The following is a 15,361-nucleotide window of genomic DNA, read 5'->3' on the forward strand; positions in this document are numbered from 1 at the left end:
ACGCGGGGACTGCTCCGGGGATGACTCCGGCGGTTCGGGGTTAGCCGAAGTAGCCGGCGTCGGATCTTCGACACCGGCCGTTCCAGAAACCTCGGGGGCCGCATCCCCTTTTGCCGTGCCGGCCTCGCCGGCCACGGACTCAGGAACCTGCTTTATATCCGACACCACGCACCGTCAAGACAACTTCTGGCGCTTCCGGGTCGCGTTCAATCTTTGAGCGCAAACGCTGGACATGGACGTTGACCAGCCGCGTGTCGGCGGCGTGCCTGTAGCCCCACACCTGCTCGAGGAGGAGCTCGCGGGTGAAGACCTGCCACGGCTTCCGGGCCAAGGCCACAAGGAGGTCGAATTCGAGGGGCGTCAGCGAAATGCGCTCCCCGCCACGGGTCACCAAGTGACCGGCGACGTCGATGGTTACGTCCGCGATACGCAGTGTTTCGGGGGCCTTCTGTTCGCCCGGACGCAGGCGCGCACGAACACGCGCCACCAGTTCGGCGGGCTTGAAGGGCTTGGGCACGTAGTCGTCGGCACCGGACTCGAGGCCCCGGACCACATCCGACGTATCGGACTTCGCCGTGAGCATGACGATCGGAACGTCCGACTCACCGCGGATCTGGCGGCACACTTCGATGCCGTCCGAACCGGGGAGCATGAGGTCCAGGAGCACGAGATCGGGCTTCGAGGAACGGAAGATTTCCAAGGCCTGTCCGCCATCTGCGCAGAAAACGGGCTCGAAGCCGTCGTTGCGCAAGACGATGCCAATCATCTCCGCGAGTGCTTCGTCGTCGTCCACTACCAGAATGCGTGCCTTCATAGTTATATATTCCCTTATCGCCAAGTCTTTGTCCCGTTGGGCACGGCGCACGGCATGGCGCCCCCAGGGCAATTCCACCGTAACGCACCACGGCGCGCGCACGCTTGCCGGAGGCGGCGCGGCGACAGGCTAGGAGCCACGACGGCGGGACTATAGGCTGGGGGCGAAGGTCCGTGTGGGGGACGTCGGACGTCGGCGGAGCGGGTCTTATGGGGAGGATATCGTGTCACAACCACAGCACGGCCAGGATGGGGTGCCAGGCAACCAGCCCGCCTGGGGCAACCAACCACCGCCAAGCAACCAGCCCGCCTGGGGCAACCAGCCACAATGGGGCGGCCCTCCCGCGTGGGCGGCTCCGCAGGCTGGTGGACCGGGCCAGCCGGCGCCAGGCTGGGCGCCCGGAGCTCCTTATGGTCAGCCCCTCTATGTTGCTCCCCCGAAGCCCGGTGTCATTCCACTGCGACCGTTGCAGTTCGGCGAGATCCTCGATGGCTCCTTCCAAACGATCCGACGCAATGCTGCGGCGATGTTTGGCTCGGCACTGATCGTGCAAGCCATCGGGGCCGTCCTGATCGGGGCGGTCACGGTAGGGATGGTCCAGATGACCTCATCCCTTGAGACCGTCAACTCGGAGGAGGAGTTCCTCGAAGCGATGGGCCCGGTCTTTGCCGTGATGGCAGGCGCCCTGGGTATCTCAGTACTGATCGGTTTCCTGGGCTCGGTCCTCCAGGGTGTTTTGGTGGTCCCGGTGGCGAGGTCGGTCCTCAATCGAAGGACCGGCTTCAAGCAGATGTGGATGCTTGCCGGCCGGAGGGTCTGGCCGCTTCTGGGCGTTGCCGCCTTGCTGACCGTGGGCGGGCTGCTCGCTGTGGCTGCCGTAGCGGGGATCGTTGTGCTGCTGTTTACGGCGATGGGACCGGCGGCCTTGCTGGTTGTCCTGCCTGTGGGGCTGGGTTCCATCGTCCTTTTTGTTTGGATTGGCCTGAAGCTGATGCTCGCCCCAGCGGCCATCGTCGTGGAACGTACAGGCGTCTACGACGGGCTCCTGCGGTCCTGGCAGCTGACCAGGAACAACTGGTGGCGTATTTTCGGGATCACCCTCGTCGTGGCGATCATGGTCGGAATCATTGCCCAGATCGTGCAGATTCCGGCTTCTCTGGCCGCCACCGCCATCGGAGGGGTGGTTTCGCCCCACCCCGACCAGGAAACAGTTGCCTCCACCATGGTGGTCACTACGGTGATTTCGTCCGCAATCGGGGCTTTGGTGGGGTCGGTGACTTTCGCCTTTCAAGCGTCGGTCCTGGCATTGCTGTACATGGACCTCCGCATGCGTCGGGATGGACTGGATGTCGAGCTGATGCGGTTGATGGAGACCGGCGCTGACCCGGACGGCATCCCGGGCGCTCCGTCCTCCCAGCCCGGTAGTACCGGCCAGCCGCCGGGCGGTGGACACTTTCCTTACACCCCGCCCGGTCAGCGTCCACCCGCATGAGGCTTATCGGCTGGGATGTACTTGCGGCCTTGGAGCCACCTGTGGTTCCGGATCGCGACGAAGCGCGCCGATGGGCCGCCGAAGAACTCGCTAAAACCCAGTACCCGGATGCCCGCCCCGGTTGGGTTGACCAGATGTGGCGGGATTTCCTGGACTGGCTCTCATCCTTTGATGGGGAGTTGTCCGGTCCGGGACCCGACCTTGCCGTCCCCACGATCCTCGCCTTGGCCGTAGCGGTCATTATCGTGGCCATCTTCGTGGTCCGGCCGAGGTTGAATGCACGGCGGAAAGCGGCGGACACAGACATCTACGGCGACGACCACAGCATGGACGCGGACGGGTACCGGAGGCGCGCCGCAACTGCGGCCGACGACGGCGACTGGCCGGCCGCCGTCGTCGACCTGTTCCGCGCCTTGGTCAGGTCCGCCGAAGAGCGGGACGTGATCGATGTCCGGGCCGGCAGGACCGCAGATGAAGCTGCAGCCCAGCTGGGAAGTGTTTTTGGCGCTGCACAAAGCCGGCTGGATGCTGCGGCCCGCGTGTTCGACGCGGTGCGCTATGGCGAAGCGGGCGCGACGAAAGCCGATTACAGTTCGTTGCGGGAGTTGGACGCCGACGTCCTTGCAATGAGGCCCGACTATGCAGGGCAGGCCACTGCTGGCTTCGCGGTGCCACGATGACGATTATCCCGCAGGAACACGCACTACATTCGGATGGACCGGCACCGGCCGATGGCTCCTCCCGGCGAGCCTTCCCGGACTGGTTCCGGAAAAACCTGGCATGGATCGCCATTGGTGCCCTCCTCGCCGGCCTGGTGGCCTATCTCGCCGTTACCAGTGTCACTGGAAACGGCGATAAGCGCCCACTGTCCGCCCGGAATCCGGCCCCGGATGGCGCCATGGCAACGGCAGAAATCCTGGGACGCCATGGCGTTTCCGTCACTCCGACCGACACGTTGGAGGAGACCAAGGCTGCGTTGTCGGCAAACCCCGAAGCCACGGTGCTTCTCTACGATCCACGTGGCTTCCTCGACCAGGACCAAGTACGTGACGTAGCCGCTGCGGCGGACCGGTTGGTGCTGGTCAAGCCAAGGTTGCGGAGCCTCGGTGGACTGGGGCCGGACTTTCGCCCGGGTGGCGTCGTTCCTGAAGCAACCACGGTGATCGAACCGCGTTGCGACCAGGAGGATGCCACGGCGGCCGGCAAAATTTCCGCGCAAGGACCTGTCTTTTGGGGGCCTGTAGTGTGCTACCCCATCCGGGACGGCGGACCGGGAGTGTACGCCGCATCAGCCGACGGCCGGGTGGTGGTGATCGGCAGCACCGAGGTGTTGGACAACGGGCACCTTGCTTCTGAGGGCAACGCCGCCCTGGCACTGCGGACCTTGGGGAACAACGCTGAGCTTGTCTGGTACATGCCCGGCATCGAAGATATTGCTGCATCCGATTCAAGGCCCACCCTGAACGAGCTGGCACCACGTTGGCTGGCATTCGCCGGCCCTTGGCTTGGCCTCGTGGCCGTCCTGGCCATTGCCTGGCGGGGAAGGCGCATGGGTCCGCTGGTGTTTGAACCCCTGCCCGTGGTGGTCAAAGCAGCAGAAACAGCGGAGGGCAGGGCCAGGCTGTACCAGGACTCCCGGGCTGTAGGGCGCGCGGCGGACAATCTTCGGGCAGGAACCCTCACTCGCTTGGCCCGCCACTTCAACCTCGGGGCCGACGCCACCACCGAAGCTATCCTGGACGCCTGTTCCCACCGCTTAGGGAGGCCGGCACCCGAAATACGTTCAGTCCTAATCGACGCCATGCCCGCAAACGAAGGCCAACTGGTTCAGTGGGCCCAACAGATCGAACGAATCGAAGAGGAGGCAACCGCCCGATGAGCAGCCAGCCGAACAGCTACACGGACAGCAACAGCCAACACGCAGGCGGTGCCGCACCACAGCAGGCACCGGAACGCCCTGCAGGGGAAGACCCTGCACGGCAGTCGCTGCTCAACGTCCGGGCGGAAGTGGGCAAGGCTGTCGTCGGCCAGGATGCCACAGTGACGGGTATGCTGATCGCCCTGCTTTGCGGTGGCCACGTGCTCCTGGAGGGTGTGCCCGGTGTGGCGAAGACACTCCTGGTGCGGGCGTTGTCCACGGCGCTTAGCCTGGACACCAAGCGCGTGCAATTCACCCCGGACCTGATGCCGGGCGATGTGACGGGTTCCCTGGTGTACGACTCCCACTCGTCCGAATTCACTTTCCGCGAAGGCCCTGTCTTCACGAACATCATGCTCGCGGATGAGATCAACCGGACGCCGCCCAAGACCCAAGCTTCGCTGCTGGAAGCAATGGAGGAACGCCAGGTCTCGGTCGATGGGGTGTCCCGTCCGTTGCCGGCGCCCTTTATCGTGGCGGCCACGCAGAATCCTGTGGAGTACGAGGGCACCTATCCGCTGCCGGAGGCCCAGCTCGACCGTTTCCTGCTCAAGCTGACCATGCCCTTGCCCGGAAGGGCCGAGGAGATTGAGGTCATCCGACGCCACGCCGGCGGCTTTGATCCACGCAACCTCGCCGCGGCCGGCGTACGGCCGGTGGCTGGCGCCATCGAGCTCTCCGCCGCCCAGGCGGCAGTAGCGCAGGTGGCCGTTGCTCCCGAGATTCTTGCCTACATCGTGGACGTGGTGCGGGCCACGAGGTCCGCTCCGTCCTTCCAGCTCGGCGTCTCGCCCAGGGGTGCCACCGCATTGCTCAACACGTCCAAAGCGTGGGCGTGGCTGTCGGGCAGGTCCTTCGTGACCCCGGACGATGTCAAAGCGTTGTCCTTGCCCTGCCTGAGGCACAGGGTGGGCCTGCGGCCGGAAGCCCAGATGGATGGCATCCAGGTGGATGAGGTCCTGGGCAGCATCCTGGCGTCCGTCCCGGTGCCGCGATGATTCCAGGTCTACTCGAGGACCGGGCGGCGTAAGTGGCGATCACAGGACGTTTCGTACTCCTGGCCTTGCTGGGATTGGTTCCCTTGGTGGTGTTTCCGGCGTGGAGCACCGTTCTGCTTGTCGGCCTCGGACTCCTGCTTCTGTTGGTCCTTGACCTCATAGTGGCGGTGTCTCCGGCCAAACTGGGCTTGGAACGACGACCACCCGGCAACGTGACGCTTGAGGGCCAGGTGGAATCCGTTGTGATGGTATCCAATCCCACACGCCGTACGCTGCGGGCCCATCTCCGTGATGCATGGCAGCCGTCAGCTGGAGCCATCAACCCTGTCCAAAGCATCACGGTCCCGTCCGGTGAGCGGCGCCGCCTGACCGTGGCCCTCGTCCCCCGGCGCCGCGGGGACTTGGAAAGCCCGCACCTGACCATTCGCTCAATGGGGCCCTTGGGCCTGGCCGCCCGGCAGCGCACGCGCTTGCTCCCTGGCCGGCTTCGGGTGCTGCCGCCCTTCCATTCAAAGCGGCATCTGCCGTCCAAGCTCAGGAAGCTCAGGGAACTGGACGGCAAGGCGGCCGTGCAGATCCGCGGCGCCGGAACGGAGTTCGATTCCCTTCGGGACTACGTCCGTGGAGACGATGTCCGGTCCATCGACTGGCGCGCCACGGCGCGTCGGACGTCCGTAGTGGTGCGGACCTGGCGCCCGGAGCGGGACCGGCGCGTCGTCGTCGTCCTCGATACTTCCCGCACGGCTGCGGCCCGGATCAACGATGAGCCCCGCCTCGATACCGGCATCGAAGCCGCGTTGTTGCTGGCTGTGCTCGCCGAGCGGGGCGGAGACCGGGTGGACTTCCTCGCCTACGACCGCAGGTTGCGCGCCCGCGTCGAATCGGCGTCGAAGGGCAACCTGCTGGGACAGTTGGTCCAGGCCATGGCCCCGTTGGAAGCCGAACTGATCGAACTGGACTGGCAGCAGATACCGGGCCAGGTGCGGGCCGTCTCGGCGCACCGCTCCCTGGTGGTTTTGTTGACGGCGCTCGACGGCGGTGCCCCCGAAGAAGGGCTCCTCCCCACAGTTGCGCAGTTGTCGCGTCAACACGCGGTAGTGGTGGCCTCAGTCCGGGACCCCCTCCTCATCGGAATGAAAGAACAACGGGCCACGGCCAGCCAGGTCTTCCGTGCGGCCGCCGCTGAGCGCGCGCTGTTGGAACGGGCCGCCGTTACTGCCCAACTGCGACAGTTGGGAGCCGAGGTGGTGGACGCCGACCCCCTCGACGTTCCGCCGCTCCTCGCTGACACCTATATCCGGCTGAAAGCCGCCGGACGGCTCTAGGAAGGACACCCATGAACGGACCCATCTACCAACTCGCCCTTGGTGAGGACTTCAAAAAGCTGGCGCCAGAGCTTCAGGAGTATTTTTCACTTTCGGCTGGTTCAGGCACCTACGGCATAGGCGAGGGGACCTTCGATGTTGTGGGGTGCCGGCAGAAGTGGCTGCGGCCCCTGCTCGCGTTGACCGGAAGCGAGCAGGCCTTCTTCCCCGAGTACGGCGAAGGCATACCGTTCCGGATCGAAAACCATGCCCATGTTGATCCATTCGGGCGCCCGGCGCTGACGGCCCGCCGGGAGATCTACTTCCCGTCCGGAACGAGGCTTTTCCATGACACGACCAGCGCCGTTCCGACGTCCGGCGAGCAACGGGTACCTGGGGTGGAAGCCCGCTTGGTGGACCATGTAGGGCGGTATCGCCGGCTGGTCACGGACCTGGATGTAGGTGTCACTCAAGAGGGCCGGCTACGTGGAGTGTCCAAAGCCAGCCGGCTCCTGCTGGGGCCGCTGCGTATACCCTTGCCTGCGGCCCTGGACGCCCGGGCCTACGCCGAACAATGGTGGGACGGCACCGAAGGCAAGCACCGGATCCAGGTCAAGGTCATCCAGCCGCAGATCGGCCTGGTCCTGGTGTATGCCGGGCGGTTCGATTACCGCCTGGCACCCTATCTGCCTGGCACGGCACCCGGCACAACGCTCCCACGGTATGCGGAACCGGACCGCTGGGAGGAACGGATCTAGCCCTGGATAAGTTGGTCCAGACCATCAGCCACGTTCGTCAACTTGGCCAGGACGGCTTTGGCCGACGACGGCGTGAAGTGTTCCAATCCCGTGGAAGGAGTGACCCGCACCCCCGCCAGCTGCGATGCCGGCAAGCCGAGTTGGCGCCACGGCTTCCAGATGCACTCCACCACGTCTGCTGTCCGGGGCAGGGTCGCTTGGGGATCGCCTGTTGGCAGGGCACCCGCCCACAAGCGTTTCCCGTCTTCGACGGCGGCGGCAAGCTGTTCCCACTGCCGGGTTGTCAGGGCCCTGAGCGGCACGGCAACGCCATCCGCTCCGGCAGCAAGCACACGGTCAATGGGTGCCTCAATCTCCGGAACCGACACAACGGTTTCCACCACCCCCGCAGCCTTGAGCGCGTCGATGACCAACCTCCACGCGTCGGTCACTTCCTCCCCGGGGATGGACCGCAGGGTCCGGTAACCACTCGCCGTCGGAATGGTTCCAGCCATGATCGCGGCGATATCCGGTTCGTCCACCTGGACCACGATCCCTGCGCCCGGCACCGCCGCTGAGAGCCTCCGTACATAGTCGCCAACGCCAGCAGCCAGGGACTCCGCAACGTCGCGTCTGGCGCCGTAGTCCAGGAGAGCCCGTTCGCCGTTGTGCAGGTAGAGACTCGAAGCCAGGCTCATGGGGCCCAGCATCTGGACTTTCAGGGCCGTGGCCGAAACATCCTCGGCCCCGGCGATGTCGGCCAGGATGTTGATGTCTGTTGACAGGGCCGATCGTGCGCGTTGGGCATCCTTGCCGGGCCTGTCCACCAGACGCCACCCATGCGGCTGGACATCGATGGCCAGGTCCACCAGGAGCGAACCCGTTCGGCCCACAGCGTCCGCTCCCACGCCCCTGTCCGGTAGCTCAGGCAGGAATGGTAGATGCGGGTCGCCCAACTCGCCACGGATAATCCGGTTTGCTTCTGCCGGGTCGCCACCGGGCCACGGGCCCAGTGCCGTGGCGCTGGCACGCAGGTCATTCGCTGAGGACACGGATCAAGCCTGCTGGCTGGAGATCTGGTGATCCTCGGCAATAGCCTCATGGTGGCGGATCACTTCGCTGATGATGAAATTCAGGAACTTCTCCGCGAAGGCAGGGTCAAGGTGCGCGTCCTCAGCGAGCCGGCGCAGCCGTGCGATCTGGGCGGATTCCCGGCCCGGATCCCCGGCAGGAAGCTTATGGGTGGCCTTGAGGACTCCTACCTTCTGGGTGGCCTTGAAGCGCTCCGCGAGCAGGAAAACCAGGGTGGCGTCGATGTTGTCGATACTGGACCGGATGGAAAGCAACTCATCCATGACGGCGCGGTCCACCTGGCCGGCCAGGGAACTCGCTGCCGGGTCGAAGGAATCGGCGTCATCGGGAAGGACATTGTTGTACTCGGTCATGCACCCCAGTCTAGGGTGTGGGGACGGGACACCGCCGGTGTTACTTGCCCTCCACAGGCGAAGCACGCACCACGCCCGACGAGCCGCTGAGGGCGGTGTTCCTGCTGCCGGAAACGGAGCAGAATGGCACCATCACTGCAGGTTAGGCAAAGGAGCTCCCATGAAAATCGCTGTGCTGGGTACGGGAATGGTCGGGCACGCGCTCGCCGGAAAACTGGTCACCTTGGGCCATGAAGTCACCATGGGTTCCCGCGAGGCCGGCAACCCCAAGGGCACGGAATGGGCCGCCAAAGCCGGTGCAGGGGCTAGCGCAGGCTCGTTCGCGGAAGCCTGCGCACAGTCCAACCTGATCATCAATGCCACACCCGGTACCGTTAGCCTGTCTGTCCTGGCCGAGGCGGGCGACGCCACCATGGATGGCAAGATCCTGCTGGACGTCTCCAACCCGTTGGATTCATCAAAGGGGTTCCCTCCCCCGCTCACGGTCTGCAATACGGACAGCATCGCCGAAACCATCCAAAGGGCCCACCCCGGAGTCAGGGTAGTGAAGTCGCTGAACACCGTCACCGCACCGGTCATGGTGGATCCTGGCCGGCTCCCGGGCCCACACGACATTTTCATGGCCGGTGACGACGCTGACGCCAAGGCTGTGGTCTCCGGCCTGCTCCAGGAATTCGGTTGGACTCCCCCGCACATCCGGGACCTGGGCGGCCTGGACGCCGCACGCGCAATGGAGATGTGGCTCTCCCTCTGGTTGCGTATTTTCATGCAGCAGCACCAAGGGAAGATGTTCAACATCGGCATCGTGTCCGAATAGGCCCATCCTGCAGCAAAGGCACGCCCCCCAAACATGGGGGCGTGCCTTTGCCGTGGCTCTTGCGCCGGGAGGAATGCCGGCTTAGCCGCCCAGCAGCGCCCGGTGCGCTTCCCGCCGTCGTGCTTGTTCGTCCGGGTCCGGCACAGGCAGCGAGGCGATAAGCCGCTTGGTGTAGTCATGCTGAGGCGAACCCATCACATGGTTGCCGATCCCTTGCTCCACCAGCTGGCCCTTGTAGAGCACTCCCACCCAATGCGACAACATGTCCACCACTGCGAGGTCGTGGCTGATGAAGAGCGCCGCGAAGCCGAACTGCTCCTGGATGTCCTTGAAGAGGTCCAGGACTTTGGCCTGCACCGACACGTCCAGGGCCGAGGTGGGTTCGTCGGCGATCAAAAGCCGCGGGTTCAGCGCCAGCGCCCTCGCGAGGGAAGCCCGTTGCCGCTGCCCACCGGACAACTCGTGTGGGTAGCGTTGAGCATACGACGCCGGTAACTGGACTGATTCGAGCAGCTCACCGACCTTTTTCCTCGCTTCGGCGGCGCTCGGTTTCGTGTGGATGATCAGCGGTTCCGCCACGCACTCACCAATGGTCAGGTGCGGGTTGAATGAGGCCGCCGGGTCCTGGAAAACGAATCCGATCTCCTTCCGCAGTGGACGGAAAGTACGTTCCTTGAAGTCCAGCATTTCGTAGCCGAGAACCTTCAAGCTGCCACCGGTAGTCCGGTTCAGGCCTGCGATGGCGCGGCCGATGGTGGACTTTCCGGAGCCGGACTCACCCACCAGGCCAAAGACCTCGTTCTCCGACACCGTGAAGCTGACGTTGTCCACGGCTTTGAACCCGTGCCGGCCGAACCGGCCCGGGTACTCGATGGTCAGGTTCTTCGCCTCGACCAGCACCTTGCCATCCTGGTGGAGACGCCCCCGGGCACCCTCAGAGGCCGAGTGTCGGCCCAAATGGGGCACCGCGGCGAGGAGCTTGCGGGTGTACTCCTGCCGGGGTTCGGCGAAAAGGACGCGGGACGGCGCCTCTTCCACCACATCGCCCTGATACATGACAACCACACGGTCAGCGAGGTCAGCCACAACGCCCATGTTGTGCGTGATGAGCACAATGGAGGTGCCGTAGTTGTCCCGGAGGTCGCGCAGGAGCTGCAGGATTTCGGCTTGGACTGTGACGTCCAACGCCGTGGTGGGTTCATCGGCAACGATCAGCCCCGGGTTCAACGCGAGCGCCGCGGCGATGACGACACGTTGTTTTTGGCCACCGGAGAACTGGTGCGGGTAGTAGTTGACCCGGGTTTCCGGGTCCGGGATACCTACCTTACGCAGCGCCTCGGTGGCCCTTTTCTTGGCTTCCTTGGCGGAAACACGTTTCCCGTCCGTTGTATGGGCCCGAATACCTTCGGCAATTTGCCATCCCACTGTAAAAACAGGATTCAATGCCGTGGATGGTTCCTGGAAGACCATGGCGACGTCCCTGCCCCGGATTTTCCTGAGCGCGGATTTGCTGACGCTGATCACGTTGTGGCCGTTGATCACGACGGCGCCTGAGCTGATGGCCGTTTCCGGAAGCAAACCCAGAATGGTCTTTGCCGTGACGGTCTTTCCCGATCCCGACTCGCCCACAATGGCTACTACTTCACCGGCCTTCACATCAAGGCTGACGTCCTTGACGGCGTGAACGTCCCCGCCATCGGTGGCGAACGTGACCTGGAGACGGTCAATGGCAAGCACGGGCTCACCAACAACGGCCTGATCTGACACATTTCCAAGGTTGGTGGTCATGGCTTTCCTGCCTCTGCCGGGGTCTCCGGCGTTCCTGTTTCCGGGTTTGCGGACGGTACCGGGGTCCTGCCGGCGCGCTTGCGGCCACGGATTCGGGGGTCGTTAAGGTCGTTGATGCTTTCTCCGACCAACGTCAGCCCCAGTACGGTCAAGACGATTGCAATGCCGGGGAAGACACCCGTCCACCAAATTCCGGACGAGGTGTCAGCCAGGGCCTTGTTGAGGTCGAAACCCCACTCGGCCGCTGACGTCGGTTCGATGCCGAAGCCCAGGAAGCCCAGGCCGGCCAGGGTGAGAATGGCCTCGGATGCGTTGAGGGTGAACATCAGTGGCAGCGTCCTGGTGGCGTTCTTGAAGATGTGCCGTCCGATGATGCGCAGGCTCGACGCGCCCAGGACCTTGGCCGACTCCACGAATGGTTCAGCCTTGAGGCGGATGGTTTCGGCGCGTATCACCCGGAAGTACTGTGGCACGAACACAACGGTGATGGAGAACGCGCAGGAAAAGATACCGCCCCAGAAACTGGACTGGCCACGGCTGATGACAATGGAGATCACGATCGCCAGAAGCAGTGTGGGGAAAGCATAGATGGCGTCTGCGACCACTACGAGGATCCGGTCAAGCCAGCCACCGAAGTACCCGCTGAGCAACCCCAGTGCGACACCCAGGAACAGGGACATGGCAACAGACACAATGATGACGGTTACGGCTGTCTGCGAACCCCAGATAACCCGCGACAGGACGTCGTAGCCTCCCACAGTGGTTCCCAGCAGGTGCTTTCCACCAGGAGCCTGCTGGGTGGGGAAGGAGCCGGAGCCATCGCTGAGCTGGGAGTATCCGTAGGGTGCCAGCAGTGGAGCGAAAATGCTCGTCAGGATGAACAGCCCACTCAGGACTACCCCCACAATGAGCATGCCGCGTTGGAGCCCTACGCTTTTCCTGAGGTGGGACACCACCGGTAGCCGGGAGAACAGGGGCTGCCGTGGCGGGGTGAGCGTTGGTGTGCTCATGGTCAGTACCTCACTCGGGGGTCGATGAGCGCGGCGATGATGTCCACGATGAAGTTGGTGACGGCCACGATGATGGCCAGCAGCACCACGATGCCTTGGACGGCCACGAAGTCGCGGGCGTTCAGGTACTGCACCAGTTGGTACCCAAGGCCCTTCCACTCGAAGGTGGTTTCCGTCAGGATGGCACCGCCCAGCATCAACGCGATCTGGAGGCCCATGACGGTAATGATGGGAATCAGTGCCGGTTTGTAGGCGTGCTTGGTCACAAGCCTGTATTCGCTGACGCCCCGGGAACGACCGGCCTCGACGTAGTCCTTGCCGAGAGTGCCAATCACGTTGGTCCGCACCAGGCGCAGGAACACCCCCGCGGTCAACAAGCCGAGGGCGATGGCTGGGAGGACTGCGTGGGATGCGACATCTCCCAGTGCAGTGAAGTTGCCGCTGCGCAGGGCGTCCAACCAATAGATGCCCGACGGCGCCGCGAGTCCGCCCATGGTCAGTTCCGTGCGGGTTGAAGCACGGCCCGCGACGGGGAACCATCCCAACCAAACGGAGAAGGTGAGCTTCAGCAGCAGTCCCGAGAAGAAGACGGGTGTCGCGTAGCAAAGGATCGCGAAGAACCGCAGCACTGCGTCGGGCGTCTTGTCCCTGTGTTGGGCGGCGATAAGTCCGAACGGAATTCCCACTGCGAGCGCAACGATCAGCGCGTTGATGGACAATTCCAGCGTCGCAGCACCAAAGGTGGTGAGCACCTCGACGACGGGCCGCCGGTCTGTGATGGTGGTACCGAAGTTTCCGGTCAGGAGTTGGCCAAGGTACTCGAAGTACTGGACCAGGACGGGCCGGTCGTAGCCGGCGTCATGAATACGCTGGGCCAGGACATCCGGAGGAAGCCGGCCGCCCTGTGCTGCGGTGATGGGGTCGCCGATGACCCGCATGAGGAAGAAGACGAGTGTCACAAGGATAAAGACCGTGGGGATGATCAGGAAGAACCTGACCACGATATATCTACCGAGGCCACCCCCGGCTTTGGATTTGCTCTTTGGAGCTACGATGCCGGGCTCAGCCTCGGGCACCTCAATAAGTGTTGTCATTATTACCTGTATTTCCTGCCCGTGGATTGCGCGGGATTTGGCTCATACATGCTGGCCACGTTGGGTTGGTCAGCAAAGGAGGCGGGACACCTGGTCAGCGTCCCGCCTTCCCTTCCCATTACTGAGGTGCGCTTACTTGGAAACAGTTCCGAGGCGGAACTTGAAGGACGGATCCAGCGTCTTATCGACACCGTTCACGCCACTGCCGACAACTGCCACCTGGGCACCCTGGAGCAGGGGCAAGGTGGAGATGTCCTTTGCCAGCGCATTCTGGACATCCTTGATGTCCGCTTCACGCTTGGACTTGTCCGCTTCGGTGAGCTGCTTTCCGATGAGGTCGTTGACCGTAGCGTTGTTGTAGTGGTTCTTCAGGAAGCCGCCCTCCGGGAAGAACGGGGTTAGGTAGTTGTCGGCGTCACTGAAGTCAGGGAACCAACCGAACTGGAACAGCGGGTACTCGTCGGCGCGGCTGGCCTTGCTGTAAGTCACCCACTCCGTGGACTGCAGGTTCACAGTGAAGAGGCCGGACTTTTCCAGCTGCTCCTTGACCATGGCGTATTCGTCTCCGGACGATCCGCCATAGTGGTCCGGGTTGTACTGAAGGTTCAGCGCAACTTTTTCGTTGATGCCTGCATCCGTCAGGACCTTCTTGGCCTTGTCCAGGCTGGGCTTACCGGCATCGCCGTAAGCGTCTTTGAACGACTCGTTGGCGCCGAGGAATCCGTTGGGGACGTTGGAATACAGGGGAAGGTAGGTGCCCTTGTAGACCTGGTCGGCGATGGCCTGCCGATCAACGAGGTTGGCGATGGCCTGCCGCACGGCAAGTGCCTTGGCGGGGTCTGCGCCGGTGGCCTTGGTTCCGAACGGCATGGTGTCGAAGTTGAAGGTGATGTAGCGGATTTCGCCACCAGGTCCGGTGAGCACCTTGACCTTGGAATCCTTGCGGAGGTCATCGACGTCGGTTGCGCTGAGGCTGCGGAAAGCTACGTCGATGGCGCCCTGCTGGATTTCCAGTTTCAGGTTGGTGGGGCTGGCGTAGTACTTGATGGTGGCGGCGTCGTTCGCGGGCTTGCCAAGGACACCCTTGTAATCGGCAAATGCCTTGAAACTGACCAGTTCGTTCTTTTTGTAGCTGTCGATCGTGTACTGGCCATAGAAAGCGTTGGCCTTGATGATTTCATCGTCGGAGAGGATCTTGTCCGCCGGGAAGACTTCATCGTCAACGATCGGAGCGGCAGGGCTGCTGAGGACCTGGCCAAAGGTCTGGTCGTTCGCGTTCTTGAGCTTGAACACCACGGTGGTGGCATCCGGGGCGCTGACACTTTCGATGTTGGTCAGCAACGACGCCGGGCCTGCGGGATCGTTGATGGCTACCTGGCGGTCAAATGAAAACTTGACGTCCTTGGAATCCAAAGTGTGGCCGTTGGCCCACTTGAGCCCGGATTTGAGTTTGACCGTGTATTCCGAAGGGGCTGTGAACGACGACGATTCGGCGAGGTCGGGTACGGGATCGGCGCTGCCCGGCTTGGAATTGAGGAGGAACGAGTAGATCTGGTTCATCACCATGAACGAACCGTTGTCGTACGAACCTGCCGGGTCAAGGGAGGTGACCTTGTCCGTGGTGCCGTAGGCGATGGGGCCGGCGGCAGCCGGGGCGGATGATGAACCGCCTCCGGAGGGGCCGGTGCATGCCGTCAAGGCGAATGCGGAGATGCCCGCCAGCGCGATAACGCCGTGCAGGGCCTTCTTGTTCAGTGCCATCTGGTGAACCTTCTGTTCGATGGATTGGGCGTGCCGCCGTGGAAAATTTGTGACGGCGGACACTCTTGATTCCACGATTCAACCAGACTTCCCAGGCTGGGAGCCCCGGAATTTGTGATTCGAGACACAAAATTTACCTTGCAGTAGCTTTCTTCCCCGCCCGGCAGCCATTGCCCACCCGCA

The 15,361-nt window shown here is 63.5% G+C and carries 14 protein-coding genes; 7 read left to right on the forward strand and 7 right to left on the reverse strand.

The genetic code is table 11. The annotated features are described in order from the left end of the window. Nucleotides 1–139: 139 nt before the first annotated feature. Nucleotides 140–814, reverse strand: coding sequence for an MtrAB system response regulator MtrA (mtrA, locus tag J2Y68_RS07470; RefSeq protein WP_211714198.1), 675 nt, complete (start codon nt 812–814; stop codon nt 140–142). Between the two features lie 223 nt (nt 815–1,037). Between mtrA and J2Y68_RS07475 the strand changes: the two genes are divergently transcribed. The 6 genes from J2Y68_RS07475 to J2Y68_RS07500 are packed head-to-tail and all read left to right on the forward strand — an operon-like array spanning nt 1,038 to nt 7,284. After that, entirely contained in the window at nt 1,038–2,306 is a 1,269-nt protein-coding gene (locus tag J2Y68_RS07475) for a DUF7847 domain-containing protein (protein WP_309991711.1), read from the forward strand. Beyond that, the gene (locus J2Y68_RS07480; protein ID WP_309991714.1) at nt 2,303–2,986 is read left to right on the forward strand and encodes a DUF4129 domain-containing protein; all 684 of its coding nucleotides are present in this window, start codon (nt 2,303–2,305) and stop codon (nt 2,984–2,986) included. The genes J2Y68_RS07475 and J2Y68_RS07480 overlap by 4 nt, the downstream gene beginning before the upstream one ends. Next, entirely contained in the window at nt 2,983–4,185 is a 1,203-nt protein-coding gene (locus J2Y68_RS07485; RefSeq protein WP_309991716.1) for a DUF4350 domain-containing protein, read from the forward strand. The genes J2Y68_RS07480 and J2Y68_RS07485 overlap by 4 nt, the downstream gene beginning before the upstream one ends. Then, nucleotides 4,182–5,222, forward strand: coding sequence for an AAA family ATPase (locus tag J2Y68_RS07490; RefSeq protein ID WP_309991719.1), 1,041 nt, complete (start codon nt 4,182–4,184; stop codon nt 5,220–5,222). The genes J2Y68_RS07485 and J2Y68_RS07490 overlap by 4 nt, the downstream gene beginning before the upstream one ends. Nucleotides 5,223–5,254: 32 nt before the next feature. Beyond that, nucleotides 5,255–6,547, forward strand: coding sequence for a DUF58 domain-containing protein (locus tag J2Y68_RS07495; protein ID WP_309991722.1), 1,293 nt, complete (start codon nt 5,255–5,257; stop codon nt 6,545–6,547). Between the two features lie 11 nt (nt 6,548–6,558). Then, nucleotides 6,559–7,284 carry a DUF4166 domain-containing protein gene (locus J2Y68_RS07500; RefSeq protein WP_309991725.1) on the forward strand — a complete coding sequence of 242 codons (726 nt, stop codon included), beginning with the start codon at nt 6,559–6,561 and terminating at the stop codon, nt 7,282–7,284. On the opposite strand, the gene J2Y68_RS07505 is transcribed toward J2Y68_RS07500, so the two are convergent. Together J2Y68_RS07505 and J2Y68_RS07510 are read right to left on the reverse strand one after the other, a co-directional pair. Then, complete coding sequence (locus J2Y68_RS07505; protein WP_309991728.1) at nt 7,281–8,315, reverse strand: uroporphyrinogen decarboxylase/cobalamine-independent methonine synthase family protein; 1,035 nt, start codon at nt 8,313–8,315, stop codon at nt 7,281–7,283. The genes J2Y68_RS07500 and J2Y68_RS07505 overlap by 4 nt on opposite strands. A 3-nt stretch (nt 8,316–8,318) precedes the next feature. Further along, on the reverse strand, nt 8,319–8,708 hold the full coding sequence (locus J2Y68_RS07510) for a chorismate mutase (protein ID WP_309991731.1): 390 nt from the start codon (nt 8,706–8,708) through the stop codon (nt 8,319–8,321). Between the two features lie 160 nt (nt 8,709–8,868). Between J2Y68_RS07510 and J2Y68_RS07515 the strand changes: the two genes are divergently transcribed. Further along, nucleotides 8,869–9,525, forward strand: coding sequence for an NADPH-dependent F420 reductase (locus tag J2Y68_RS07515; protein WP_309991734.1), 657 nt, complete (start codon nt 8,869–8,871; stop codon nt 9,523–9,525). A gap of 81 nt (nt 9,526–9,606) precedes the next feature. On the opposite strand, the gene J2Y68_RS07520 is transcribed toward J2Y68_RS07515, so the two are convergent. The 4 genes from J2Y68_RS07520 to J2Y68_RS07535 all read right to left on the reverse strand — a co-directional run bounded on the left by J2Y68_RS07520 (nt 9,607) and on the right by J2Y68_RS07535 (nt 15,178). Next, on the reverse strand, nt 9,607–11,313 hold the full coding sequence (locus J2Y68_RS07520) for an ABC transporter ATP-binding protein (RefSeq protein ID WP_309991737.1): 1,707 nt from the start codon (nt 11,311–11,313) through the stop codon (nt 9,607–9,609). Next, entirely contained in the window at nt 11,310–12,323 is a 1,014-nt protein-coding gene (locus J2Y68_RS07525; RefSeq protein WP_309991739.1) for an ABC transporter permease, read from the reverse strand. The genes J2Y68_RS07520 and J2Y68_RS07525 overlap by 4 nt, the downstream gene beginning before the upstream one ends. Nucleotides 12,324–12,325: 2 nt before the next feature. Further along, the gene (locus J2Y68_RS07530; protein ID WP_211714209.1) at nt 12,326–13,417 is read right to left on the reverse strand and encodes an ABC transporter permease; all 1,092 of its coding nucleotides are present in this window, start codon (nt 13,415–13,417) and stop codon (nt 12,326–12,328) included. A 132-nt stretch (nt 13,418–13,549) separates the two neighbouring features. Continuing rightward, on the reverse strand, nt 13,550–15,178 hold the full coding sequence (locus tag J2Y68_RS07535; RefSeq protein ID WP_211714210.1) for an ABC transporter substrate-binding protein: 1,629 nt from the start codon (nt 15,176–15,178) through the stop codon (nt 13,550–13,552). Nucleotides 15,179–15,361: the final 183 nt, after the last annotated feature.

Source organism: Paenarthrobacter nitroguajacolicus, assembly GCF_031455195.1.
Lineage (GTDB): Bacteria > Actinomycetota > Actinomycetes > Actinomycetales > Micrococcaceae > Arthrobacter > Arthrobacter nitroguajacolicus_D.

Excerpts from the sequence above, each read along its gene's own strand:
- mtrA (WP_211714198.1), bottom strand. The coding sequence starts at position 814 with ATGAAGGCACGCATTCTGGTAGTGGACGACGACGAAGCACTCGCGGAG.
- J2Y68_RS07480 (WP_309991714.1), top strand. The coding sequence starts at position 2,303 with ATGAGGCTTATCGGCTGGGATGTACTTGCGGCCTTGGAGCCACCTGTG.
- J2Y68_RS07485 (WP_309991716.1), top strand. The coding sequence starts at position 2,983 with ATGACGATTATCCCGCAGGAACACGCACTACATTCGGATGGACCGGCA.
- J2Y68_RS07490 (WP_309991719.1), top strand. The coding sequence starts at position 4,182 with ATGAGCAGCCAGCCGAACAGCTACACGGACAGCAACAGCCAACACGCA.
- J2Y68_RS07500 (WP_309991725.1), top strand. The coding sequence starts at position 6,559 with ATGAACGGACCCATCTACCAACTCGCCCTTGGTGAGGACTTCAAAAAG.
- J2Y68_RS07510 (WP_309991731.1), bottom strand. The coding sequence starts at position 8,708 with ATGACCGAGTACAACAATGTCCTTCCCGATGACGCCGATTCCTTCGAC.
- J2Y68_RS07515 (WP_309991734.1), top strand. The coding sequence starts at position 8,869 with ATGAAAATCGCTGTGCTGGGTACGGGAATGGTCGGGCACGCGCTCGCC.
- J2Y68_RS07520 (WP_309991737.1), bottom strand. The coding sequence starts at position 11,313 with ATGACCACCAACCTTGGAAATGTGTCAGATCAGGCCGTTGTTGGTGAG.
- J2Y68_RS07525 (WP_309991739.1), bottom strand. The coding sequence starts at position 12,323 with ATGAGCACACCAACGCTCACCCCGCCACGGCAGCCCCTGTTCTCCCGG.
- J2Y68_RS07530 (WP_211714209.1), bottom strand. The coding sequence starts at position 13,417 with ATGACAACACTTATTGAGGTGCCCGAGGCTGAGCCCGGCATCGTAGCT.
- J2Y68_RS07535 (WP_211714210.1), bottom strand. The coding sequence starts at position 15,178 with ATGGCACTGAACAAGAAGGCCCTGCACGGCGTTATCGCGCTGGCGGGC.